This window comes from Janthinobacterium paucivorans, assembly GCF_051380805.1.
GTDB classification, from domain to species: domain Bacteria; phylum Pseudomonadota; class Gammaproteobacteria; order Burkholderiales; family Burkholderiaceae_D; genus Janthinobacterium; species Janthinobacterium lividum_D.
Genome location: NZ_JBNYXR010000008.1, coordinates 40,326 through 62,813, shown reverse-complemented (window position 1 = coordinate 62,813; position 22,488 = coordinate 40,326). Strand labels below are relative to the sequence as shown.

Here is a 22,488-nt window from a genome sequence, read left to right as displayed (position 1 = left end):
GAACCTGCCATGCGCGTGCAACAACTGATCTTGAAAAACCGTGCCGACATCGATGCCGTGCTGGCGCCCCTGGCCGCCATGCAGCCGCAGCTGGTGCTGGTCTTTGGCGCCTGCGCCTACTTCACCGGCCCCGAACTGACGGCGGCACTGCGCCGCCAGTTACCGGGCGCCGTCATCGCCGGCTGCTCCACGGCCGGCGAAATCGCCGGCAAGCGCGTCTACGACGACAGTTGCGTCATCACCGCCATCGACTTCAAACACACGACGGTGGCCATCGCCGACGCCATCATCTGCGACATGGCCGACTCGCATGACGCGGGCGAGCGCCTGGCCCAGGCGCTGCCGCAGGACGACCTGAAGGCGGTGTTCATGCTGGGCACCGGTGTCGCCATCAACGGCAGTGCGCTCATCGCCGGCCTGCAAGCGAATCTGCCACCGGGCGTGACCGTATCGGGCGGGCTGGCCGCCGACGGCGGCGCCTTCCGCCAGACCTGGACCCTGGGTCCGCGCGGTACAGCCGACAACACCATCGTCGCCGTCGGCCTGTACGGCGAGCATATCCGTCTCGGCTACGGCAGCCATGGCGGCTGGGAGGCGTTCGGCCCGGCGCGCAAGGTGACGCGCAGTGTCGACAACGTGCTGTATGGGCTCGACGGCGCGCGGGCGCTCGATATCTACAAGCTGTACCTGGGCGAGCATGCACGCGCCCTGCCCGGCTCGGGCCTGCTGTTCCCGTTTGAAATGCTCTCGGCCGCGCATGAAAAAAGCCAGGTCTTCCGCACCATCCTCGCCGCCGACGAAGAACAGGGTTCGCTGACCCTGGCCGGTGACATCCTCGCCGACGGCTACCTGAAATTGATGCATTCGAGTACCAACCGGCTCATCGACGGGGCCGAAATAGCCGCGCGCGGCGTCCAGTTGCATGCCGATGCGGTCGGCGATCAGTTGGCCCTGCTGGTCAGCTGCGTGGGGCGCAAGCTGGTCATGGGCGACCGGGTCGAAGAAGAAGTCGAAGCGGTCGCCGACTTGCTGGGCAACGGTGCCAGCCATATCGCCGGTTTTTACTCGAACGGTGAAATCGGCATCTCGCAACCGCATGGCGCGTGCCAGCTGCATAACCAGACGATGACCGTCACTGTCATGAGCGAAGCATGAACCGCACCCTGGCACGCCAATTGAACCGCGTTTGCGATATCGACTCGGACAGCGCCCGCATCGCCTTGCTGGCACAGGCCGAGGCCCTGGGCGCGCAAGCGGACACGCCGCGCGAACTGGCCGGCTTCCTGGCCGGCCTGCCGGCCCTGCTGCTGCGCATCGACAACGCTTACGAACAATACGAGCGCGACCTGGACTTGCGCTCGCGCAGCCTGGAACTGAGTTCGATGGAACTGAGTACGACGAATGACCTGCTGCGCACGGAACTGGCCAGCCGCAACCGCGTCCTGCAATTGCTGCGCGTGGCAGCCATGCGACTGCGCGACAACGACGATTCCGACCTGCACCTGCCGCAAGAAAGCGACATCGAGGGCCTCTCGGTGCTGCTCGCAGAGCTGGTGTCACAGCAGGAACTGCGCCGCATCGAACTGCAAAACCAGCGCTTTGCGATGGACCAGCATGCCATTGTCAGCATCACCGATACGGCCGGCGTCATCATTTACGTCAACGACAAGTTCTGCGCCATCAGCGGGTACACGCGCGAAGAACTGATCGGCAATACGCACCGCATGATCAATTCGCGCACGCATCCCAAGGCCTTCTTTACACAGTTGTGGAAAACTATCGCCGAGGGCCAGGTATGGCATGGCGAAATCTGCAACGACGCCAAGAACGGCGAGCAATATTGGGTGGACGCCACTATCGTGCCCTTCCTCGATGCCGCCGGCAAGCCCTATCAATACATCGCCATCCGCACGGACATCAGCGACAGCAAGCGCATGGCCGTGGCCATCGCGAAAAGCGAGCGCGAATACCGCAACGTCGTCAACAGCCTCAATGAAGTGGTCTTCCGCACCGACTTGAACGGCGCATGGACCTTCCTCAACCCCGCCTGGCACGCCATTACCGGTTTCAGCATCGCCGACAGCATCGGCAAGAATGTGCTGCAATTCATCGATGTGCGCGACCGCGACCGCGCCGCAGCCGGACTGTCCCAGCTGCTCAATGGCGAGATGGAGAGCATGCGCCATGAAGCGCGCTACATCAACGAGGACGGTAATGTGCGCTGGATCGACGTCTGCGCGCGCGCCGAACGCGATGGCCAGGGGCGGCTGGCCGGCGTCACCGGCAGCCTGACCGACATCACCGAGCGGCGCCTGGCGACGCGCGAGCTGCGCCACAACCTCAACTTTGTCGATGCGCTGATCGAAACCATTCCGATTCCCCTGTGCCTGAAAGATGGTCAGGGCCGCTACCTGCGCGCCAACCGCGCCTTTTGCGCCTTCTTCCAGCTAGACAAAACAGACATTCTGCACAGGACGGCAGCCGACATCTTGCCGCAGCAAGAAGCGCAGCAGGTGGCGCAACAGGACCTGCGCCTGATGCTCGACAAGGGCAATCAGACCTATGAAGAGCGCATGACCGTCGGTGGGCGCCAGGTCGATGTACTGATCAGCAAGGCGGCCCTGCTGAAGTCCGACGGCAGCCTGCAGGGCCTGGTGGGCACCATCGTCGACATTTCCAGCCAAAAGGCGGCTGAGCGGGCGCTGCTGCTGGCAAAGGAAGTGGCCGAATCAGCGAGCCGCTCAAAAAGTGAATTCCTGGCCAACATGAGCCACGAAATCCGTACGCCGATGAACGGCATCCTGGGCATGACGGACCTGGTTCTCGATTCGGAACTCGATATCCACCAGCGCAAATACCTGGAGATCGTCAAGGCTTCGGCCGACGCCCTGCTGGGTATCATCAACGATATCCTTGATTTCTCGAAGATCGAAGCGGGCATGCTGACCCTGGAAAGCATACCCTTCAACCTGCGCCAACTGATGCAGGAAAGCATGCGCGCCCTCGCCGTGCGGGCCCAGGTCAGCGGTCTGGAACTGGTGCTCGACGTTGACCCCGCGCTGCCGCAAACCTTGCTCGGCGACCCTGGCCGGCTACGCCAGGTACTGACCAACCTGGCGGGCAACGCCATCAAGTTCACGCCGCGCGGCGAGGTCACTGTCAGTGCCCGGCTGGGCGCCTGCGACGACGGTAAAGCCCAAGTGCAGCTGTGCGTGCGCGATACCGGCATCGGCATCGCCGCCGACATGCAAGAAGCCGTCTTCGACGCCTTCCAGCAGGAAGACGGCTCGACCACGCGGCGCTTCGGCGGCACGGGACTTGGCCTGTCGATCACGCGCCGGCTGGTGAGCATGATGGGCGGCAGCATCGGCCTGTCGAGCGAATTGGGCAAGGGCAGCAGCTTCACGGTGGACCTGGCCCTGAACATCGGCGAGGACCAGCCTTGCCTGACGCCACCGGACGCCTCGCTGACGGGGCGGACGCTCCTGCTGATCGACGACAATTCCAGCAGCCTGAGTATCCTGCGCCAGATCTTTGAAGGCAGCGGCGCCGCCGTTACCGCCTGTACATCGGGCGAGGCAGCGCTCGAGCATTGCCGCAGCGCGCTGCCGGTCGACTGCATCATCATGGACTTTGCCATGCCCGGCATGAATGGCTTCGGTACGGCATCGGCCCTGGCCGCACTGCCGCACTGGAGCGAGGTACCCATCGTCATGCTATCGTCCAGCGGCAACTTGGCCGACGCGGCGCGCTGCCGCGAACTGGGCATCGAGGGCTATCTGCTCAAGCCGGCCAGCCCCGAGGAATTACTCGCCATCACGATGAGCGTGCTGGGTACCTGCCGCGGCGCGCCCAGCGCTACGCCCGCTGTAACGCAGCATGGCGTGCGCGAAGGCACACCCAGCCTGGACATCCTGCTGGTCGAAGACAATGCCATGAACCGCGAACTGGCCACCGTGCTGCTGTCGCATGCGGGCCACCGGGTCACGCATGCGGCGAATGGCCAGCAAGCACTCGACTGCCAGGCCAGCGGCCATTTCGACATGATATTGATGGACTTGCAGATGCCGGAGATGGGCGGCTTCGAAGCCACCGCGCAGATACGCCAGCGCGAAGCGCAAGGCATGGCGCGCAGCGTCATCATCGCCATGACGGCCAGCGCCTTCGAAGGCGACCGCGAACGCTGCATCGCCGGCGGCATGGACGACTACCTGTCCAAGCCTTTCCGCACCGCTGCCTTCCAAAGCCTGATCGAGCAGCATGTGTTGCAAATCAGCAAGCCCCCACTCGCGCCCGCCATGACGCCAGCCGAGCCCTTGGTCGTGACGCCAAGCGACAGCGCGCCGCGCTTCGACTACGGTGCCGCGCTGGCCAATGCCGATGCCGAAGTGATCGGCATCATCGGCGCTTCCTTCCTCGCCGACTTGCCGCAGCAACTGGCCGCCTTGCGCGCAGCACTGCAAGCGGGCGACCGGCCCACCGCGAGCCGGCAGGCACATACCCTGGCCGGCTTGCTGGCCAACTTCCATGCCATCCCCGCCGTCGCCATCGCCGCAGCCATCGAGCGCGAAGCGGCAAAGGCGCCACAAACGACGTTGCTGGCGCGCCTAGATGCGTTTGAGGAGCAGTTACGCCTATTCATGCAGCAAACGGGCACGGCCATCCAGACGGCAAGCAAGCTATGGCACGCATCCGGGCAAACTTGATGTAGATCATAATTTTTTGAACAAGCTCTTGCTATCCTGCAAATAAATGACAGGAGTCCTGGATGAGCAAGACACAGATGGCAAACGTGGGGCAAAAAATTGACTATGAGCGCCAGGGCAGTGCCTGGCAAGGCGCAGCGGGGACCTGCTATCCGGAGAGTGCGCCGGAAGGCGCCAATCTGGACCTGCTGCTGAACGCTTGGCTGGGCAAGTTCACGGGCACCATTTCGCCAGCCGCGCTGGGCAATGCCTATGCCGACTGGCTCAGCCACCTGGCGCTGGCGCCATCTAAGCAGCAAGCCCTGTTGCAGGAAGCGTGGAAGAACATCGGCCGCTGGCAGCAGTACGCGTTGCAATCCGCGCTGCAACTGGCCCAGGCCGGCAGCGCCAGCGCACCGCCGTGCATCGCGCCGCTGCCGCAAGACCGGCGCTTCGAAGACCCGGCCTGGCAGCGCTGGCCGTACAATCTGCTCTACCAGGGCTTCTTGCTGCAGCAGCAATGGTGGCACCGCGCCACCACGGGCGTGCGCGGCGTCTCGCCGCACCACGCCGATGTCGTCACGTTCACCGTGCGCCAGTGGCTCGACATGCTGGCACCGTCGAACTTCATGCTGACCAATCCCGTGGTGCAGCAGGCCACGCTGGCAAGCGGCGGCGCCAACCTGGCCAACGGCGCACAGCACCTGGCCCAAGACTGGTGCCGCGCCGCCATGGGAGCGCATGCGCCCGACCAGCGCCACTATAAGGCAGGCGACAACGTGGCCGTCACGCCGGGCAAGGTGGTCTACCGCAATGCGCTGATCGAGCTGCTGCAATACGCGCCGGCGACAGAGCGCGTGCATGCCAAACCCCTGCTATTCGTGCCGGCGTGGATCATGAAGTACTACATACTCGACCTGTCGCCACACAACTCGCTGGTGCGCTACCTGGTGGAGCAGGGCTACACGGTGTTCATGATTTCATGGAAAAATCCGCGCGAAGAAGACCGCGAGCTGTCGCTGGAAGACTACCGCCAGTTGGGCGTGATGGAAGCGCTCGACGCCGTTTCGCGCATCACGGGCGCGCCGCAGGTGCACGCGGCCGGCTACTGCCTGGGCGGCACCCTGCTGGCGATTGCCGCCGCAAGCATGGCGCGCGACCGCGACGCGCGCCTGGCCAGCCTCACCATGCTCGCCTCGCAGGTGGACTTCAAGGAACCGGGCGAACTGTCGCTATTCATCGACGAGAGCCAGGTGAGCTTTCTCGAAGCGTCCATGTGGAAACAAGGTTACCTCGATACGCGGCAGATGGCGGGCGCCTTCCAGCTGTTGCGCTCAAACGACCTGATCTGGTCGCGCCGGCTGCGCCATTACCTGCTGGGCATCGAGGAGCAGGACAGCGACCTGATGGCTTGGAATGCGGACGCCACGCGCATGCCCTGCAACATGCATGCGCAATACCTGCGCCGTTTGTTCTTGCACAATGACCTGGCCGAAGGCCGCTACCGCACTGCAGGGCGCCACATCGCCCTGCCCGACATCGATGCGCCCATCTTTGCCGTCGGCACGCTGACGGACCACGTGGCGCCATGGCGCTCGGTCTACAAACTGCAGTTGCTGACCGATACGGACGTCACTTTCCTGCTGACCTCGGGCGGCCATAACGCGGGCGTGGTCTCGCCACCAGGCCAGGCGCACCGCAGCTACCAATTGGCCACGCAGCGTCATGACGCGCCCTACCTCGACGCGGACAGCTGGCAACGCGACGTGCCGCGCCACGACGGTTCCTGGTGGCCCGCATGGCAAGCCTGGCTGGCAGAACGCTCGGGCACGCAGGTGGCGCCGCCGGCCATGGGGCCCGACCTGGCTGATGCGCCGGGCACGTATGTGCTGCAAACCTGATTACCGATACCTGACATCCGAGGAAAACACCATGCCCTACACTACCCTGCTGGTCCACGTAGACAATTCGCGCCACAGCGCCCAACGCATCCGCCTGGCCGTGCGCCTGGCCATCGCCGAAGGCGCCCACCTGATCGGCTCTGCCATGAGCGGCCTCTCGCGCTACGCGTACGGCGGCGGCGTCAACGCGCTGCAATTCGCGCCGGCGCAGATGCAGGTGCTGCGCACCCAGGCCAGCGAGGCCTTGCACGAGTTCGAACGCATCGCCTGCGAAGAGGGCCTCGGTAGCTACGAAACGCGCTTTGTCGACGATGATGCGCAAGGCGCGCTGCTGCTGCAGGCGCGCTATTGCGACTTGCTGATCCTGGGCCAGACCGACGCGCAAGATACGCCATCGCGCGTCATCGCCGGTACGCCCGAATACCTGATGCTCCATTGCGGCCGGCCTGTGCTGATGGTGCCGCATGCAGCCGATGCTGCGCCAGCGGGCACCGCGCAGCATCCGCTGCTGGCCTGGAACGGCAGCGCCGAAGCGCTGCGCGCCATCACCGATGCACTGCCGCTGCTGCAAGGCGCGCAGCAGGTGACCCTGGCGGTCGTCAATTCGCATGCCCAGCCCGACGCGCATGGCGAGCAGCCGGGCGCTGACCTGGCCCTGTACCTGGCACGCCACGGCGTCAACGTCGAGGTGTTGCAGCACGACACAGCGCCGGGCCAAGACGTGGGCACGGCCCTGCTGGCGATGGCGGCGCAGCGGCGCTGCGACCTGCTGGTGATGGGCTGCTATGGCCACATGCGGCTACGCGAAGCGCTGCTGGGCGGTGTCACGCGCAGCGTGCTGCAAGAGATGACCTTGCCGGTGCTGGTATCGCACTGACAAGGTCGGGCTAGCGTGGCTAACGTGGCGCGGGAAAGCGCAGCGTCACCACCAGGCCCGTGCCATCGGGCCCGGCGTCCAGCTGCACGCTGGCGCCATGCGTTTCGGCGATGCGCCGCACGATCGACAAACCCAGGCCGCTGCCTGGCTGGTGCGCACCAGCGGCGCGGAAAAAGCGTTCGAACACGCGCTCGCGCAAGTGCTCGGCGATGCCCGGTCCCGTGTCACTCACGCACAGCAGCACGCCATCGGCTTCGCTGCGGCAAGACAGCGCCAGCGTGCCACCGGCCGGGGTGTAGCGCATGGCATTGTCCATCAGGTTACGCGCCAGTATCAGGACATGGTCCTGCTGCAAACGACATGGCGCCGTAGCCAGGTCAGCCTGCAACAGCAACTCCTGGCGCTGCGCCTGCGCCATCCAGGCGGGCAGCTGTTCGGCCAGCACGACGGCCAGGTCCAGCACGGGCAGCTCGGGCGACGGCTGCGACTGCGGGTCGAGCCGGGACAGCGTCAGCAACTGTCCCACCAGGCGCGTGGCGCGGTCCACGCTCAGGCCCAGGCCCGTCACAGACTCGCTGCGTTGCGCATCGCTGCGGGCGCGCTGCAAGACCTGCAAATTGGTCTTGATAGCGGCCAGTGGCGTGCGCAATTCATGCGCGGCATCTGCCGTGAAGCGCTGCTCTTGCTCGCGCGTCTGGCGCACGCGCACGAACAGGCGGTTGATCGCCTGCAGCAGCGGCTGCACCTCCATGGGCGCGCCCCTTACGCTGACGTTGGCGAGATCGTCGGGCGTGCGCAGTGCCACTTCATCGGCGCAGCGACGCAAGGCGCGAAACACGCGGTTGATGCTCCACCAGATGGCCAGCGCCGCCATGGCCGCCATGGGCAGTCCGATGGCCAGCAGTTTGAGGGCGAAACGGCTGCTGATTTCCTGGCGATGGCTGGCCGGTTCGGCCACCTGGATCTGCAATTTCCCGCTGTGATTCCAGCTCGTGTAGATACGCCATTGGCCGCCTGCGTTGCTGCGCCAGCTGTAGCCAATCTCGGCTGGCGCGGCGAACGCCTGGTCTGGCGCCCCAGCGTTCTTGTACAGCAGACGGCGCTGCGTATCCCACACCTGGAACAGCAGATACTGGCGATGGTTGCGGTTTTGCGCTACCGGTATCACCAGCGCCGCGCTCACGCCATGTTCCTGCACCTCGTGCTCGGCCAAAGCGAGCAGCAAATGCCCCGTCTCGGCCAGCGACTGGTCGAACAATTCCTGGCTTTCGCGCCCCGCTTCCAGATACACGATGATGGCGCTGAAGCCCCACAGAGTGAATGTCAATCCCAGCAGCACGACCAGCAGGGTGCGCCGCAGCGACCATGCGCCCGCGATACCTGGGATGGCGGGGATCATGGACGCGCCTGCGTATCAGGCATAGCGGGCCTATCGGGCATATCGGGCTTGTCGATACTGTAGCCGATGGCATGCACGGTGCGAATCAGCGCCTTGCCCAGCTTGCGCCGTAAATGGTGGATATGCACCTGCAGCGCATTGCTGTCGATTTCCTCGCCCCAGCTGTAGATACCCTCTTCGAGCTGCACACGGCTCAGTACGCGCCCGCGCTGCTCGACCAGCATCAGCAAGATGCCCAATTCCTTGCCCGTCAGCGGCACCGCCACGCCCGCCCGCAGCACTTGACGTGCCGCGACATCGATGACGATATCGCCATGCACGATTTCTTCGCGCGTACGCCCGGCAGCGCGGCGGCAGGCGCTGCGGATGCGCGCCGCCAGTTCATCGAGGTCGAAGGGCTTGACGATGAAATCGTCCGCGCCCGCGTCCAGGCCGGCGACCCGGTCGGCGATCTGGTCGCGCGCCGTGACGATCAAAATCGCCCCGTCGTAAGCGCTGCGGCGCAGCGCCGCCAGCACCTGCATGCCATCTTCGCCGGGCAAGCCCAGGTCGAGCAGCACGCAAGCGTAGCGATGCAGGCGCACCGCCGTGCGCGCGCTTTCGCCCGACTGCACCCAGTCGACTGCATAGCCGCCCTGCTCCAGCCCCATCTGCGTGGCCCGCCCCAGCTGGGGGTCGTCTTCCGTCAGCAATATGCGCATCGTTTATCTGTCCTGTCGGCTGTCTTGTCTGGAGTTCATATTGGCAGCTTAAGCGCGGGTTGTTAAGAACTTCTTAATATCTGCCGCCCACCATCAGGCCACTCTTCACTTCCCGGAACGCCATCCCATGCATGCTAGCCCCCATCTTAACTGCTGCCGGCCCCACCGAACCATGCTGGCCGTGCTTTGCTGGCCGCTGCTGTCGGCCGCCGCGCCGGCGCCGCAGCAGCTGCACCTGAGCGCACAGCAAATCAGCCGCGCCGGCATCGCCACCGCGTCTGCCCTGAGCGCACTGGCCGCCGACGCGCCGCCGGCCGGCAACGATCAATACCTGTCGGGCACCGTAGTGACGCCGCCCGGCGCGAGTGCCCTGGTCAGCGCCATGCCGGGCGGCGTGGTGCAGGACGTGCATGTGGTCACCTTGCAGCAGGTACGGACCGGTACGCCACTGCTGACGCTATTCAGCCAGCCCTGGCTGGAATGGCAGCGCGACTATCTGGAAAAGTCCAGCGCGGCCAAGCTGGCCGCCGCCAGGCAGGCGCGCGACGAGGGACTGTACAGCGACGGCATCATCGCGCGTGCGCGCCTGGAAGAAAGCCGCGATGCGGCCCAGTTGGCAGCACTGGCGGCGCGCGAGCGCGAACAGGCGCTGCGCAGCGCCGGCCTCGATGGGACGGCGTTGCGACGCCTGCGCGACAGCCATGCGCCGTCGCCCTTGCTGACGGTGCGCGCCAGCCAGGCCGGCACGGTACTCGAATTGCCGGTCCAGCCAGGGCAGCGCGTCGAAGCCGGTGCGCTGCTGGCGCGCACCGCCGCCAGCGGCCCCCTGTGGGTGCAATTGCAAGCCTCGCGCACCCAACTGCCGCTGCTGCGCGTGGGCGACCTGCTGCAGGTGGAGGGCTGCGCCAAGCTGCGCGTGACGGCCATCTCTCCCGTCGTCGACAGCGCCACGCAAAGCGCACAACTACGCGCGCAGCAAGTGGGCCAGGACCCGTGCCTGAAGGTGAACGCCTTTGTCGAAGCGCGACTGCTGCGCGCGGCGCCGCCGTCGGACAGCGTGGCCGTGCCGGCAGCGGCGCTGGTGCAGCGCATGGGCGAGGCGCGGCAAGACTATGTGTTTGTCGCCAATGCCCACGGGTATGCGGCCGTACCCGTGCAAGCGACGCCGGCTGGCGGCGGCATGGTGTGGGTGCGCGGCGCTCTGGCGGCCGGCGACGCGGTGGCCGTGCGCGGCTTGGCGGCACTGAAGGGCAGCTGGAGCGGCCTCGGGCCTGCCTCGCTTTCCGCCAGCCAAGGAGGCAAGTGATGCTGGCCCGTCTGATCGCCTTGTCACTGTCGCAGCGCCTGCTGGTATTGGTGCTGGCCGCCCTGATGACGGCGGCCGGCGTGCAAGCGTTCCTCACGCTGCCGATTGACGCCTTTCCCGATGTCTCCGGCACCCAGGTCAAACTGATCCTGAAGGCGCCCGGCATGACGCCCGAAGAGGTCGAGGCGCGCATCGTCGCCCCCGTCGAGCAGGAACTGCTGGGCATACCACGCCAGGCCGTGCTGCGTTCGCAGTCAAAATATGCGATCGCCGACATCACGCTGGACTTCCAGGAAGGTACCGATGTCTTTTGGGCGCGCCAGCAGGTCAGTGAACGGCTGGCCGGTGTGCTGAAAGACTTGCCAGCGTCCGTCAGCGGCGGTCTGGCGCCCATCACCACGCCGCTTGGTGAAATCTTCATGTTTACCATCGAAGGACCACTGAGCCTGATGGAAAAACGCACGCTGCTGGAATGGACCATCCGTCCCCAGCTGCGCAATATCGCCGGCGTGGCCGACGTCAATTCCTTGGGCGGCATGGTGCGCAGCTTCGAGGTGGTGCCCGACTTGGCCGCCCTGGCCGCGCGCGGCCTGTCGCTGGCCCAGCTGCAGCAAGCGCTCGAAGCGAACAACCGCAGCGACGGCGCGGGTCGCCTGGGCAGCGGTGAAGAGGCGCTGCTGATCCGCAGCGACGCGAGCATCCGCACGCTAGCCGACGTACGCGCCATCGGTATCGATAGGCGCGGCGGCATGGCCGTCACCGTGGGCCAGGTGGCGACCGTGCGCATCGGCGAGTTGACGCGCTACGGCGCTGTGACCCAGGACGGGCGCGGCGAAGCCGTGCAGGCGCTGGTGCTGTCCATGCGCGGCGCGAACGCGCAGCAAGTGGTACGCCAAGTGCGGGCACGACTCGACGCACTCGGCCCAACCCTGCCCAAGGGGACCCGCATCAGCACCTTCTACGACCGCGGCAAGCTGGTGGAGCGGGCCGTGGCCAGCGTCACGGGCGCGCTGGCCGAGGCGACCGTGCTGGTGATCGTGCTGCTGTATGTCTTCCTAGGTAATCTGCGCTCGGCACTGGTGGTGGCCTGCATCCTGCCGCTGGCGGCGCTGGGCACCTTTCTACTCATGCAGGCGTATGGCCTGAGCGCCAACCTGATGTCGCTGGGCGGCCTGGCCATCGCCATCGGCATGCTGGTCGATGCGGCCGTGGTGGTGGTGGAAAACATCGAAGCCCATGGCGCCCACGCACAAGCGGGCGTGCCGCGCCTGCACCGCATCTACCGGGCAGTGCGCGAAGTGGCGCTGCCCGTCAGCGCCGGCATGCTGGTGATCATGATCGTCTTCCTGCCCCTGCTGACCCTGCAAGGCTTGGAAGGCAAGCTGTTCGCGCCCGTGGCGCTCACTATCCTCTTCGCGCTGGCCGCCTCGCTGCTGTTGTCGCTGACCGTCATTCCCGTGCTCGCCTCGCTGCTGCTGCCGGACAGGCACACAGGCGCACCGCGCCTGGTGCAAAAAATGGAAGCGGCCTACCTGGCCCTGCTCGAACGCGCGCTGGGCCGCGAACGCTTGATCGGCACCGTGGCAGTGGCGGCCCTGCTGCTGGCCGCCGGCGTCTTCCTGCAGGTGGGCAAATCGTTCATGCCCACGCTGGACGAAGGCGACATCATCATGCAGATCGAAAAACTGCCATCGGTCAACCTGCAAGAGTCGGCGCGCCTGGACCTGGCCATACAGCGGCGCATCCTGGAACAAGTGCCCGACGTGCGCCGCATCGTGGCGCGCCTGGGATCGGACGAACTGGGGCTCGATCCCATGGGTTTGAACGAAACCGATTCCTTCCTGGTGCTCAAGGCGCGCCAGCAATGGCAGAGTACGGACAAGGAAGCACTGATCAGTGCCCTGCGCGCGGCCACGGCAAGCTTTCCGGGCGTCAATATCAGCTTTACCCAGCCCATCGAGATGCGCACTGCCGAAATGCTGTCCGGCGTACGCGGCGACGTGGCCGTCAAGGTCTACGGTCCCGACAACAAGACACTGGGTGCGCTGGCCGCGCGCATCGTGACCCAGTTGCAAACGCTGGCCGGCAGCGAGGATGTACTGACGACGCAAAACTCGGGCGTGCTGTATCTGCAGGTCGACATCGACCGCGTGGCTGCCGCCCGCCTGGGCTTGTCCGTGGAACAGATTCAGGGCGACCTGCGCACCCTGATCGAGGGCCGTCAGGCCGGCATTGTGATCGAGGGCGGCAAGCGCCTGCCGCTGCTGCTGCGCGGCGGCGAACAGCTGCAGCTGTCGGCCGAGCTGTTGCGCCAGTTGCGCCTGCCGATGGCGAATGGCCCCGCCATCGCCCTGAGCCAGGTGGCCAGCCTGCGCACGGTCGACGGCCCGGTCAAGGTGGAGCGCGAAAACGCCTCGCGCCTGGTGGTGGTGCGCGCCAATGTGCGCGGGCGCGACCTGGTCGGCTTCGTCGATGAAGCGAAGGCGCTGGTGGCGCGGCAAGTGCCGCTGCCGCCCGGCTACCGCATCGCATGGGGTGGCCAGTTCGAGAACCAGCAGCGCGCCGCCGCGCGCCTTGCACTGGTCGTACCGGTCGCGCTGGCGCTGATCTTCCTGCTGCTGTTTTGCACCTTGCGCAGTATCCGGCAAACCCTGCTGGTACTGGTCAATATCCCCTTCGCGCTGACCGGCGGCGTGTATGCACTGGGCCTGACGGGCCAATACCTGTCCGTGCCCGCCTCGGTGGGTTTCATCGCGCTGATGGGCATCGCCGTACTCAATGGTCTGGTCATGATCACCTGCTTCAACGACCTGCACGCACGCGGCGTGCCTCTAGCCCAGTTGGTGCTGCAAGGCGCCGTGCGGCGTTTTCGCCCCGTCATGATGACGGCCTGCATCACCGGCCTGGGCCTGGTGCCGCTGCTGCTGGCCACGGGTCCCGGCTCGGAAATACAAAAGCCATTGGCCATCGTCGTCATCGGCGGCCTGCTCAGCGCCACCGTGCTGACCCTGGTACTGCTGCCCTTGCTGTTCCGCCGCTACGGCGTGGCGCAGCCAACGATCCTTATTGCCCCCCTGACTGGAGCCATCCATGCCGCACCCTAACCACGCACCCTGCGATGCCATGCTGACGCTGGCCATCCCCACGGCGCTCGAAGAAGACGTGCTCGATTTCCTGTTGCTGCACCCGGCCTGGGCGACCGGCTTTTCCGTGCTCGAGGCACAAGGCATGGGCCAAGGCGCGCCCTTCCCCTCCAGCATGGAACAAGTTCGGGGACGCGGACGGCGCAAGCTCGTCATGATCGCCGGCGTCGATGCCGACCTGCGCCTGCTCGTGCAAGCGCTGGCGGTGGCGTTGCCCCAACCCGACATCGCCTACTGGATCAGCCCCTTACTGTGCCACGGGAGACTGGCATGAGGGCGCGCGCCATGGCGCTGCTGCTCGTGGCGGCCGGTGCGCAGGCAGCGCCCGAGACACTCTACGCGCTGCCGCCCGAAGCGCAGGTGCGGCGCGTGCTGGCCAGCTTGCCGTCACTGCGGCAAGGAGCGCTCAATACGCAACTGGCCGGTGCCGAACGCGACAAGCTGATCGCCGGTCCCTATGAATGGACGCTGCGCGCGGGCGCCAGCGGCCGTCGCGCGCCCGGCGGCGAACGCTATCTGGAACAGGAAATGGCGCTGGAAAGGCCGCTGCGCTGGTTCGGCAAGGCGGGCCAGGACCAGGCGCTGGGCGAACAGGGCCTGGCCGTGGCGCGCGCGCTGTATGCGGACGCCTGGCATGAGGCGGGACGTGCCCTGCTGCGCGATTGGTTCGACGCGCTGGGCGAACTGGCCGGCGTGGCGCGCCTGGAAGAGCAACTGGCCGTGACGCAGCAGTTGCAAGCGGCGGCCGCGCGACGCCTGCGGGCCGGCGATGGCGCCGCCCTCGAACTGCTGCAAGCCGATACGGAACAGCAGCGCGTGCTGGCCCTGCTGCAGCAGGCGCGCCAGCGCAGCGAGCAAACGCTCACGCTGCTGGCTGTCAACTACCCCGGTTTGCCCCTCCCACAAGACGCTGCCCTGCCGCTGCCGCTGCCGCAGGCCAGCACCGGCAGCGTGCCGGCCTGGGTCGAGCGCATCGCGCACGACAACCACGAGTTGCAATTGGCCCAGGCAGAAGCCGATCTATACGCCATGCGCGCCAGCCGCCTGGCCAGCGACGCCATGCCCGATCCCACGCTGGCGCTGCGCGCAGCGCGCGAGCGCGATGGCCAGGAGCGGGTCTTCGGCGTCAGCCTGTCGTTTCCCCTGCCCGGCGCCGGACGCGCGGCCGACAAGTCGGGCGCCGCCATCAAGGCCTCGATGGCGCGCGAACGGCTGGCCCAGACGCAACTGCGCGTCACCCTGGCGGCCCGGCGTGCCGCCAGCGATAGCGTGCATAGCCACGCGATATGGGCTACATTGCAGCAGGTGCAACAACAAACCATCGGCCAGGCCGAGCTGATGCAGCGCGCCTACCAGGCGGGCGAAGGTACGCTGAGCGCCGCGCTGGCCGGTCGCCGCCTGGCGCTCGACGCGGCACTGGCGGCGCAAACGGCACAGATCGAGGCGCTGGCGGCCCAAGCGCGCCTGCAGCTCGACGCGCACGCCATCTGGTCCATAGACTGATGCGACGCCAACACGATTCATCCACGCGACTTACTGAGAAAGAAATACCATGCACATCGATAACTTAAGCACACCAGGCTGGCGCTATGCAGCTCCAGCCCGCATTCTGCACTGGCTGATGGCCGTGCTGATCCCTGCCATGCTGGCCCTGGGCTGGTATATGATGGAAATAGAAGACGAGCCGGGCAGCGAGGTGTATTTCAATCTACATAAATCGCTGGGACTGCTACTGTTGCTGCTGCTCGCAGCGCGCGCCGCCTGGCGCCTGGGCCACAGGCCGGCAAGCCTGCCTCCATGCGTGGCCGCGTGGCAAGCGCGCCTGTCGCGCCTGGGTCACGGCCTGCTGTATGCGGGCATGCTGCTGGTGCCGGCGACCGGCCTGGCGGGGGCGCTGCTAAGCCAGAGCGGCGTGGCCTTCTTCGGCCTGGCACTGCCACGCTGGTTTGCGCCCAACCACGCGCTGGCCGAACAATGCTTCGAACTGCATGAACTGGGCGCCTGGACCCTGGCCGGCCTGATCGGACTGCATGTGCTGGCGGGCCTCAAGCATCTGCTGCGCGACAAGGACGGTGTGTTCCAGCGCATGCTGTAGCGCGGCAAGCTACAGCCAGCGCTCGCGCTTCAGGCGCCGGTGTAGCCAGTAGCAGCCGACGATAATGACAACGATCACGGCCGGATAGCTGCCGCGCCACTTCAGTTCGGGCATGAATTCGAAGTTCATGCCATACAGGCTGAAGACCATGGTGGGTACGGCCAGGATGGCGGCCCAGGCGGCCAGGCGCTTGACTACCTCGTTTTGGCGGATCGAGATTTGCCCCAGCGCCACCTGCATGGCCGAATTGACCAGCTCGCGCATCTGCCCCGCCGTGTGCGTGACGCGTTTGACGTGGTCGAGAATGTCGCGGTAGTAGATGCGGTTTTCCTTGGGCACGATATCGCCATGGAAACGGATCAGCTGGGTGCAAATGTCATGCAGCGGGTTGACCGCCGCATCGAGCTTGAGCAGCTCTGTCTTGAGCTGGTAGAAATCCTGCAATTTGTCTTCGCTCAAACTGGGCTGGAACAATTGTGTTTCATAGTGCTGGAATCTGGCCTGCAAATGGTCGATGCAGGGTTGATACTGATCGACGATGAAGTCGATGATGGAATAGAGCACGTAGCCGGGACCGCTGGCCAGTTTTTCGGGTAGGCTTTCTTTGCGCTCACGCAACTTCGCATAGCCGGCCGAGGTGCCATGGCGCACGGTGATGATGAAGCGGGGGCCGAGAAAGACGTGGGTTTCGCCGTACACGATGGCGTCGCCGTCCAGGGTGGCCGTATGCATCACCATGAATAGGGTATCGCCGTACTCTTCCAGCTTGGGCCGCTCATGCGCGCCCTGCGCATCCTCGACGGCCAGCTCATGCAGCCCAAAGACGGACTCCAGCGCGTGCATGGCGATATCGTCGGGGCTGGCCAGGCCTATCCACACGAAACAATCGGGCTCGCCGAGGAAGTCGCCCACCTTGTCGATATCGAAATGGGCGATTTTCTTGCCATCGCGATAGGCTTCGCAATTGACGACGGCGGCGTGGGTGCTCAATTCCATGGTGATGTTCGAACAATGTTGACGATTTGGGGAGGCCAGTATAGCGGAAAGCACGATGCCCACCGCGCGCCGGGCCGGGACGAACATCAGAAGTCGCGGCATGGCCCTAGCCCGTCGACATGACCGCGTTCAAGGCGCGCCGTAATTCTTTCAGGCGGGGTGGCTTGCCCAGCACGCAACTGACGTGTTCGGGATAGTCGCTGTCGGCCGTCAGGCGCTGCCCCCATCCCGTCAGCATGATGATGGGCGTGCTTGGCGAACACTGGCGCACCGCGCTGGCCACCTTGCGCCCGTCCACATGGGGCATACCCAGATCCGTGACGACCACTGCAAAGTGCGCGTGCACATCGCGCGCATCATGCGCAGCCTGGAAGCAATCGATGCCGGCCTGGCCGCCATCGGCGCAGACCACCTCGTGGCCATCGATTCCCAAGATGTCGCGCAAGCACTTGAGCACCATCGGGTCGTCATCCACCACGAGGATACGCAGGCGCGGCGGCACGGCATGGGCCGTCTCAACCACTTCTTCCAGCACGCCAGCGGCGCAGGCGGGAAAAACCAGGCGCACCGTCGTGCCCAGCCCCGGTGCCGTGAGGATGTCGATGCTGGCGCCATGGCGTTCCATCATGCCATACACCATGGCCAGGCCCAGGCCCGTGCCGCGCTCGCCCTTGGTGGTGAAAAACGGTTCCAGGCAGCGCCGGCGCGTATTGTCATCCATGCCGATGCCCGTATCGCTCACCTCGATCTGCACCTGGCGCGCTGCCTGACCGGGCACACCGATGCAGCTGGTGCGCACAGTCAGGCTGCCGCCGTCCGGCATGGCGTCAACGGCATTGAAGACCAGGTTGGTCAGCGCTTCGCGGATTTCGCCCACGCTGCCGGGCAGCATGGGCAGCTCGTCCGCCAACGCCATGTGCAGGGTGATGACGATGCCGCGCTGCAGCGGCATGTCGCTCCAGCGGGCGCGCGTCAGGTCCAGCACCTGCTGCACCACCAGGTTGGCATTGATGGGCGACGGCGCCAGTTGCGGTTCGCGCTGGCGGTAGAATTCGCGCATGCGCGCAACAGTGGTGGCCACGTCGTCGATGGCGCGCTCGATGACTTCCAGGTAATGCCGGCCCTGCGCACTGAGATTGGTTTCCGTCTCCAGCAAGGACTCGGTGTACAGGGCAACGGGGGAAATGGCGTTATTGATGTCGTGCGCGATGCCGCTGGCCATCTGCCCCAGCGCGCGCAGGCGTTCCTGCTGCATCACCGACTGCTGCGTCTGGCGCAAATCGTCATAGGCGCGCTGCAGCGCGCAATAGAGCTGCGTCTGGTTGGCAGCCAGTGCCACGTGCTCGCTCAGCTGGCTGAGGAATTCGCATTCGCCGCTGGTGAAACTGTGGGCGGCATGGCGCGCCACGATGAGGATGCCGAAAACCGTATTTTCAGCCAGCAGCGGCGCCATGACGAGGGCACGCAAGCCCCCTTGCGCCAGCCGCTGCGGAAACGGAAACGCCACCTCGGCGATATCGGCTTCATACACGAGCTTACCGCGCACGCAGCTCGACAAGCCATTTTCGTCGATGGGGATGTGCGCCTGTTCGCCCATCATGAAGGCGTGCGCCAGCGCCTCGCTGCGCACGCCCACGCACGTCACCTGCAGCGCGTGCTGCGAAGGCTGGTACAGGCACATACAGCAGAAATCGACGGGCAGCTGCTCTTCCAGGCTGCGCACCACCACCTGGAAGATGCTGTGCAAGTCCTGCCGCTCGCCGATCGAACGCGTAATGTGCTGCAACAGGTTCAGGCGTTCGAGCTGTTCATGCACCTTGCGCTGGGCCAACTGGCGCTCGGCGATCTGCGTTTCCAGGGCGATATTCGTGTGCCTCAGCTCATCGCGCGAGACGGTGGTGCGGCGCAGCTTTTCCGTCATGCCGTCGAAGGCGCGCGCGAGGTCGCCGATTTCATTCCTGGTGTCGAGGCCGAGCACAAAATCGAGCTTGCCGGCGCCGACGATCAGCGTGCCCTGGCGCAGCCTTTCCAGCGGTCCCGTGACGCTGCTCATGGTGAAATAGATCAAGCCGGCCACCAAGGCGATGATCATGCCGCCACAGAGCATCACGGCGAAGTTGGCCCGCTGCTGCGCATCGAGCACGCCTTGGCGGCTCAGTTCGGACAGTCGCGTCGCATCGGCGATCATGCGCTGTACCTTGCCCATGATCTGGCCGGACAGGCGCGACTCCAGTTCGCCCAGCACCTCGCGCCGCTGCAGGTCCTGCCCCAGCTCGCGGTGATTCGCTACAAACAGTTCGAACAGAGCGCCAACGCCCGTCAGATCGAGCTGCAATTCGCCCAGCAGCGCACGCTCCTCGCCGGTATTGAAAGCGGGCGTGGCCAGCAGGCCCGTAGACAGCGATTCGCTGCGCAATTGCCACTGTGAGCGCGTGCGCGCGCCATGGTGCTGCGCATATTCTATCGACAGGTAACGCAGCGACGTCACCGCTTGCACGATATCGCCTGCGGCCTTGTTCTTCGCCAGTTCGCGCTGCATCGCCATGGTGGTGGAGAACAGCGTGGCGACGACGATGGCTACCAGCACCACGCAAAACAATTGGGCCATCTTGAAGCGGGTGACGATTTTCACGGTGGCTTTCTCAATGAATGACCGTCATGGCCGACGGCGCCACGTCTTCCAGGGCGTCCAGGTAGACGGCATCGAGGAAATTTGGCATGTCGCTGCGTTCGGCCAGCCGGTTCTTGATGGCCCAGCGCGCCTCGTCTTCCAGCGCCAGCAGCAAGCGTTGGTCGAGCACAATGGCAAACTGGTAGTCGTGCCAGGCCGCCTGCAGGCGCGCCGCCTCGCTGGCCGATGCGTTGGAAAACAGGGCGCGCGCGGCCTCAGGCTCGTCGCGGCAAAAGCGCGCACCGGCAAGCAGCGCGCGCAGCACCTTGCGCATCGTCGCCGGGTGATTGCGCACATAATCGCCGGCACCAGCGACGTTGAACAGGCCCGCATACACATCTTCGCCATAAAAGATGGCCGCGTTGCCCGCGATGGCATGGCTCATGCCTGCCAGGAAGGGCTCCCAGCCGGCCGCTGCGTCGACCTCGCCCCGGGCCAGCGCGCCAGCCAGCTGCTCCGGCGCATAGTTGCGCAAGGTAACTTCGCCGGGCAGCAGTTTCTGGCGGTTCAAAAAAGCGTCCAGCGTGAAGTGACCGGAGGTGCCCAGAGTGACGCCGATGCGCTTGCCTTTCAGGCTGGCCGGCGTCGACACGCCGCGGTCCAGCCGCCCCACGATGCCGTGATCGCGCTCGGCCTCGAAGATGCTGGCGATGATGACGACAGACTGCTGATTCAGGCTGGCCAGCACCACGGGAATGTCGGAAACGGTACTCAATTCGGCGCGGCCCTGTAACACGGCTTGCAGCGACGCCTTGCCCGACGAATACGGTTGCAGCAGCGCGTCGATGCCCTCGCGCGCAAAATAGCCGTGTGCGCGTGCGGCCAGCACGGGGCAGCTGCCCACGTACTCGACATTCACGGCCAGGCGCAGCACTTCCACCGGGCCGGACGGCGCGACGGCATGGGCCTTGAGCCGCCAGATGGCTGCGATGGCCAGCGCCAGCAACAGCGCGATGGCCGCCAGCCAGATCATCGGCCGCGCCGGCGCCATGCGGTTCATGCGCTGTGCTGCGCCGTGGCCGACTCCAGCGCGCTGTTGATGGCCTCGGAAAACGCCAGCACGTCGATCGGTTTGATGAGATAGCGGTAGAAACCGGCTGCCAGTCCCTGGCGGATATCGCCCGGCCTGGTCATGGCTGTCAGGGCGATGACGGGAATATGCGCGGTACGCGGATCGGCGCGCAGCAGCTGCATGACTTGCGTGCCGCTGATGTCGGGCAGGTCACTATCCATCAGTATCAGCTGCGGCAGGTGATGGCGCGCCATGTCCAGGCCCGTCTGGCCGTCGCCGGCCGACAGCAGGTCGAGGTCAGGACGAAAATGGATCAGGCCCGCCACCAGCGTCACATTCAGGGGATTGTCTTCCACGTACAGCAGTGTCTTGCGCTCCGGCAGGCACATCGGTTCCTCGACGCGGTGAAATACGGGCAGGCGAGCACTTTCCTGCAGCGGCTGGCGCGCCGGGCAACTGGCGATATCGATCCAGAAGGTGCTGCCACGTCCGGGCGTACTGGCCACGCCTATGCTGGCCTGCATGGCTTCGGCCAGGCGCTTGCTGACCACCAGCCCCAGCCCCGTGCCCTCTTCGTCGCGCACATCGCGCCCGAGGCGGTTATAGGGCTGGAACAGCGCCTCGAGCTGCGCGGCACTCAAGCCACCACCGGTGTCGCGCACGGACAGGCGCAGCTGGTGCGCATCGACGGGCTGGCAATCGACGTGGATCTGGCCCTGTTCGCAGTTGTACTTGACCGCATTCGACAGCAAATTGAGCAGCACCTGCTTGAGGCGCGTGCGGTCGGCCAGTACATGCAGGCCACCCGCTTCCACGAACGTCAGCGTAATGCCGCGCTTGTGCGCCAGCGGTTCCATCATTTTCCAGCATTCGTGGTAAATGTCGGTCAGGCCCACCGCTTCCATCGACAGCGACAGATTACCCGATTCGATCCTGGCGATATCGAGGATATCGTTAATCAGGGTCAACAGATGCCGGCCCGCGCCAAAGATGTGCGAGGCGAAGGTTTTCTTTTCCTGCGCCGTCGAAGGGATGGAATCGGACATCAGCATCTGCGAAAAGCCCAGGACGGCGTTGAGCGGCGTGCGCAGCTCGTGGCTCATGCTGGACAGAAAATTGGTCTTCTCCTGGTTCGCCCGCTCGGCCACTTCGCGGGCCAGCTGCAAATCCTTGTTCATGGCGTCAAGTTCGGCCGTGTGCTGGCGCAGCAGCAATTCCAGGCGCGCATTGGCGATGCGCAGCTGGCGCGTCTCCAGCGCCCGCGCCAGTATCAGCAGAATGCCCGACACCTTGAACGGCTTGACGACATAATCGAGCGCCCCCGCCTTCATGGCCTGCACGGCCGAGGCGATCGTGCCTTCGCCCGTCATGATGATGCAGGCCAAGTCAGGATCGATCTGCCGCGCCGCTTCCACGACGGCGATGCCGTTCATGCCCGGCATCATCAGGTCGACCAGCAGCAGGTCGAACGATTCGATGGCCAGCAACGATAGCACCGCCTCGCCTGAATCGAGCCCCGTCGTGTCATACGCCTGGCCGCGCAAGGTATCGCACAACGCGCGCACGTGCATCAGCTCGTCATCGACGATGAGTATCCGCGGCAGCATTGATGAGCTATTCATGCATTCTCCTGGCGGCATGGCCTTGCAAACCGGGCACTTGCTGCGCACCTACGTTTCGAGCATAGCACTTGAAAATTACT

The 22,488-nt window shown here is 65.4% G+C and carries 15 protein-coding genes; 9 read left to right on the top strand and 6 right to left on the bottom strand.

Features of this window, described 5'->3' with window-relative positions; all coding sequences use genetic code 11:
- Positions 1-9 precede the first annotated feature (9 nt).
- From ACQ4V8_RS11770 to ACQ4V8_RS11755, 4 genes are all read left to right on the top strand, one after another.
- Positions 10-1,155: an FIST signal transduction protein gene (locus ACQ4V8_RS11770; RefSeq protein ID WP_010398623.1), complete on the top strand. Its 1,146-nt coding sequence runs from the start codon at positions 10-12 to the stop codon at positions 1,153-1,155.
- Entirely contained in the window at positions 1,152-4,706 is a 3,555-nt protein-coding gene (locus ACQ4V8_RS11765) for a PAS domain S-box protein (RefSeq protein ID WP_436571509.1), read from the top strand. The genes ACQ4V8_RS11770 and ACQ4V8_RS11765 overlap by 4 nt, the downstream gene beginning before the upstream one ends.
- A gap of 62 nt (positions 4,707-4,768) precedes the next feature.
- The gene (locus ACQ4V8_RS11760; protein WP_436571508.1) at positions 4,769-6,586 is read left to right on the top strand and encodes a PHA/PHB synthase family protein; all 1,818 of its coding nucleotides are present in this window, start codon (positions 4,769-4,771) and stop codon (positions 6,584-6,586) included.
- A gap of 31 nt (positions 6,587-6,617) precedes the next feature.
- Positions 6,618-7,463, top strand: a complete 846-nt coding sequence (locus ACQ4V8_RS11755; protein ID WP_010398629.1) for a universal stress protein — start codon at positions 6,618-6,620, stop codon at positions 7,461-7,463.
- A 19-nt stretch (positions 7,464-7,482) separates the two neighbouring features.
- Here the strand turns inward: ACQ4V8_RS11755 and ACQ4V8_RS11750 are convergent, their stop codons facing one another.
- Positions 7,483-8,862: an ATP-binding protein gene (locus ACQ4V8_RS11750; RefSeq protein WP_010398631.1), complete on the bottom strand. Its 1,380-nt coding sequence runs from the start codon at positions 8,860-8,862 to the stop codon at positions 7,483-7,485.
- The gene (locus ACQ4V8_RS11745) at positions 8,859-9,563 is read right to left on the bottom strand and encodes a response regulator (protein ID WP_436571507.1); all 705 of its coding nucleotides are present in this window, start codon (positions 9,561-9,563) and stop codon (positions 8,859-8,861) included. The genes ACQ4V8_RS11750 and ACQ4V8_RS11745 overlap by 4 nt, the downstream gene beginning before the upstream one ends.
- A gap of 172 nt (positions 9,564-9,735) precedes the next feature.
- On the opposite strand from ACQ4V8_RS11745, the gene ACQ4V8_RS11740 reads away from it, so the two are divergent.
- Genes ACQ4V8_RS11740 through ACQ4V8_RS11720 form a run of 5 tightly spaced genes read left to right on the top strand, consistent with a single transcriptional unit; the run spans position 9,736 to position 16,107 of the window.
- Complete coding sequence (locus ACQ4V8_RS11740) at positions 9,736-10,869, top strand: efflux RND transporter periplasmic adaptor subunit (RefSeq protein WP_070347064.1); 1,134 nt, start codon at positions 9,736-9,738, stop codon at positions 10,867-10,869.
- On the top strand, positions 10,869-13,973 hold the full coding sequence (locus tag ACQ4V8_RS11735; protein WP_010398636.1) for an efflux RND transporter permease subunit: 3,105 nt from the start codon (positions 10,869-10,871) through the stop codon (positions 13,971-13,973). The genes ACQ4V8_RS11740 and ACQ4V8_RS11735 overlap by 1 nt, the downstream gene beginning before the upstream one ends.
- Positions 13,960-14,286: a DUF3240 family protein gene (locus ACQ4V8_RS11730; RefSeq protein WP_070347066.1), complete on the top strand. Its 327-nt coding sequence runs from the start codon at positions 13,960-13,962 to the stop codon at positions 14,284-14,286. The genes ACQ4V8_RS11735 and ACQ4V8_RS11730 overlap by 14 nt, the downstream gene beginning before the upstream one ends.
- Positions 14,283-15,515 carry a TolC family protein gene (locus tag ACQ4V8_RS11725; protein WP_436571506.1) on the top strand — a complete coding sequence of 411 codons (1,233 nt, stop codon included), beginning with the start codon at positions 14,283-14,285 and terminating at the stop codon, positions 15,513-15,515. The genes ACQ4V8_RS11730 and ACQ4V8_RS11725 overlap by 4 nt, the downstream gene beginning before the upstream one ends.
- A gap of 49 nt (positions 15,516-15,564) precedes the next feature.
- A complete protein-coding gene (locus ACQ4V8_RS11720; RefSeq protein WP_070347068.1) occupies positions 15,565-16,107 on the top strand; it encodes a cytochrome b in 543 nt (180 codons plus the stop codon).
- 9 nt (positions 16,108-16,116) lie between these two features.
- Here the strand turns inward: ACQ4V8_RS11720 and ACQ4V8_RS11715 are convergent, their stop codons facing one another.
- The 4 genes from ACQ4V8_RS11715 to ACQ4V8_RS11700 form a co-directional block, all read right to left on the bottom strand.
- Positions 16,117-17,103 (bottom strand): magnesium and cobalt transport protein CorA, encoded by a 987-nt coding sequence (locus ACQ4V8_RS11715; protein WP_436571505.1) that lies wholly within the window; start codon positions 17,101-17,103, stop codon positions 16,117-16,119.
- A gap of 106 nt (positions 17,104-17,209) precedes the next feature.
- Positions 17,210-19,735, bottom strand: coding sequence for an ATP-binding protein (locus tag ACQ4V8_RS11710; RefSeq protein WP_436571504.1), 2,526 nt, complete (start codon positions 19,733-19,735; stop codon positions 17,210-17,212).
- A 10-nt stretch (positions 19,736-19,745) separates the two neighbouring features.
- Positions 19,746-20,774, bottom strand: a complete 1,029-nt coding sequence (locus tag ACQ4V8_RS11705; RefSeq protein WP_010398666.1) for an ABC transporter substrate-binding protein — start codon at positions 20,772-20,774, stop codon at positions 19,746-19,748.
- Entirely contained in the window at positions 20,771-22,408 is a 1,638-nt protein-coding gene (locus tag ACQ4V8_RS11700) for a response regulator (RefSeq protein ID WP_436571503.1), read from the bottom strand. The genes ACQ4V8_RS11705 and ACQ4V8_RS11700 overlap by 4 nt, the downstream gene beginning before the upstream one ends.
- Positions 22,409-22,488 lie beyond the last annotated feature (80 nt).

Bases quoted from the DNA above. Each gene is read 5' to 3' on its own strand.
- ACQ4V8_RS11705 (WP_010398666.1), bottom strand. From the start codon at position 20,774: ATGAACCGCATGGCGCCGGCGCGGCCGATGATCTGGCTGGCGGCCATC.
- ACQ4V8_RS11770 (WP_010398623.1), top strand. From the start codon at position 10: ATGCGCGTGCAACAACTGATCTTGAAAAACCGTGCCGACATCGATGCC.
- ACQ4V8_RS11720 (WP_070347068.1), top strand. From the start codon at position 15,565: ATGCACATCGATAACTTAAGCACACCAGGCTGGCGCTATGCAGCTCCA.
- ACQ4V8_RS11765 (WP_436571509.1), top strand. From the start codon at position 1,152: ATGAACCGCACCCTGGCACGCCAATTGAACCGCGTTTGCGATATCGAC.
- ACQ4V8_RS11755 (WP_010398629.1), top strand. From the start codon at position 6,618: ATGCCCTACACTACCCTGCTGGTCCACGTAGACAATTCGCGCCACAGC.
- ACQ4V8_RS11725 (WP_436571506.1), top strand. From the start codon at position 14,283: ATGAGGGCGCGCGCCATGGCGCTGCTGCTCGTGGCGGCCGGTGCGCAG.
- ACQ4V8_RS11745 (WP_436571507.1), bottom strand. From the start codon at position 9,563: ATGCGCATATTGCTGACGGAAGACGACCCCCAGCTGGGGCGGGCCACG.
- ACQ4V8_RS11700 (WP_436571503.1), bottom strand. From the start codon at position 22,408: ATGAATAGCTCATCAATGCTGCCGCGGATACTCATCGTCGATGACGAG.
- ACQ4V8_RS11750 (WP_010398631.1), bottom strand. From the start codon at position 8,862: ATGATCCCCGCCATCCCAGGTATCGCGGGCGCATGGTCGCTGCGGCGC.
- ACQ4V8_RS11740 (WP_070347064.1), top strand. From the start codon at position 9,736: ATGCTGGCCGTGCTTTGCTGGCCGCTGCTGTCGGCCGCCGCGCCGGCG.
- ACQ4V8_RS11730 (WP_070347066.1), top strand. From the start codon at position 13,960: ATGCCGCACCCTAACCACGCACCCTGCGATGCCATGCTGACGCTGGCC.
- ACQ4V8_RS11715 (WP_436571505.1), bottom strand. From the start codon at position 17,103: ATGGAATTGAGCACCCACGCCGCCGTCGTCAATTGCGAAGCCTATCGC.
- ACQ4V8_RS11735 (WP_010398636.1), top strand. From the start codon at position 10,869: ATGCTGGCCCGTCTGATCGCCTTGTCACTGTCGCAGCGCCTGCTGGTA.
- ACQ4V8_RS11760 (WP_436571508.1), top strand. From the start codon at position 4,769: ATGAGCAAGACACAGATGGCAAACGTGGGGCAAAAAATTGACTATGAG.